The following is a 1,031-nucleotide window of genomic DNA, read 5'->3' as shown; positions in this document are numbered from 1 at the left end:
ATCAACCACTTATCCCCGTTGGTGCAGCCTAATTCGGCAACCTAATCTCGCCATGTCTACAGACAGGAGAGATGGATGACATCCTTTCATGGAGCGGGAGCAGGGACAAGTGGCGTGGCGACACGCCCAGCGCCGAAGTTGCTTGACCAGGTGCGCGAGCGAATGCGGCGGCTGGGCATGTCCAAACGCAGTGAGGAAGCTTATGTGGGCTGGATCAGGCGCTTCATTTTCGCCAATGACAAGAGGCATCCCGCCGAACTTGGTGCGCCGGAGATCGAGCGCTTCCTGACGGCGCTGGCGGTGCATGGGAAGGTCGCCGCGGCCACTCAGAATCAGGCGCTGTCTTCGCTGCTGTTTCTCTACAAGCAGGTACTGGGTAGTGATCTCCCATGGCTGGATGGGATCGAACGGGCCAAGCGGCCGCAGCGGCTGCCGATAGTGCTGACCCGGTCGGAGGTGACTGCGCTACTGGGGGAGTTGACCGGTATTCACTGGCTGATGGGCAGCTTGTTGTACGGCACCGGCATGCGGTTGATGGAGTGCGTGCGCTTGCGCGCCAAGGATGTTGACTTCGAGCGCAACGAGATTCTGGTGCGCCAGGGCAAGGGCGCCAAGGATCGCCGCACCATGTTGCCGCGCACACTCGGTGAGCCGCTGCGGGCGCAGTTGGCCGAGGCTGCACGGGTTCACCAGCGGGATCTCGCGGCGGGCTTTGGCCGGGTCTGGATGCCCGATGCGCTGGCGCGCAAGTTTCCCGGTGCTGCACAGGACTGGGGCTGGCAGTATGCGTTTCCCGCAGCGGCACGCAGTGTGGACCCGCGCGATGGGGCAGAACGTCGCCATCATGTGGACGAATCCCGACTGCAGCGTGCGATCAAGGCGGCGCGGGATCGTGCCGGTATCGTCAAGCCCGCCACCTGTCACACCTTGCGGCATTCCTTTGCCACCCACTTGCTGGAGGCCGGGCAGGACATCCGCACGATCCAGGAACTGCTCGGCCACAAGGACGTGGCCACCACGCAGATCTACAC

1 protein-coding gene is annotated in these 1,031 nt (G+C 63.3%); it reads left to right on the top strand.

Translation table 11 applies throughout. The features are described 5' to 3' along the window. Positions 1 to 177: 177 nt before the first annotated feature. The coding region (locus ACQGNJ_RS00110; protein ID WP_426687219.1) for an integron integrase at positions 178 to 1,031 on the top strand (854 nt) is incomplete at its 3' end.

It is taken from the genome of Rhodanobacter ginsengiterrae (assembly GCF_050026815.1).
Taxonomy (GTDB): Bacteria; Pseudomonadota; Gammaproteobacteria; order Xanthomonadales; family Rhodanobacteraceae; genus Rhodanobacter; species Rhodanobacter ginsengiterrae.
This window is presented reverse-complemented; position numbering and strand designations above follow the sequence as displayed.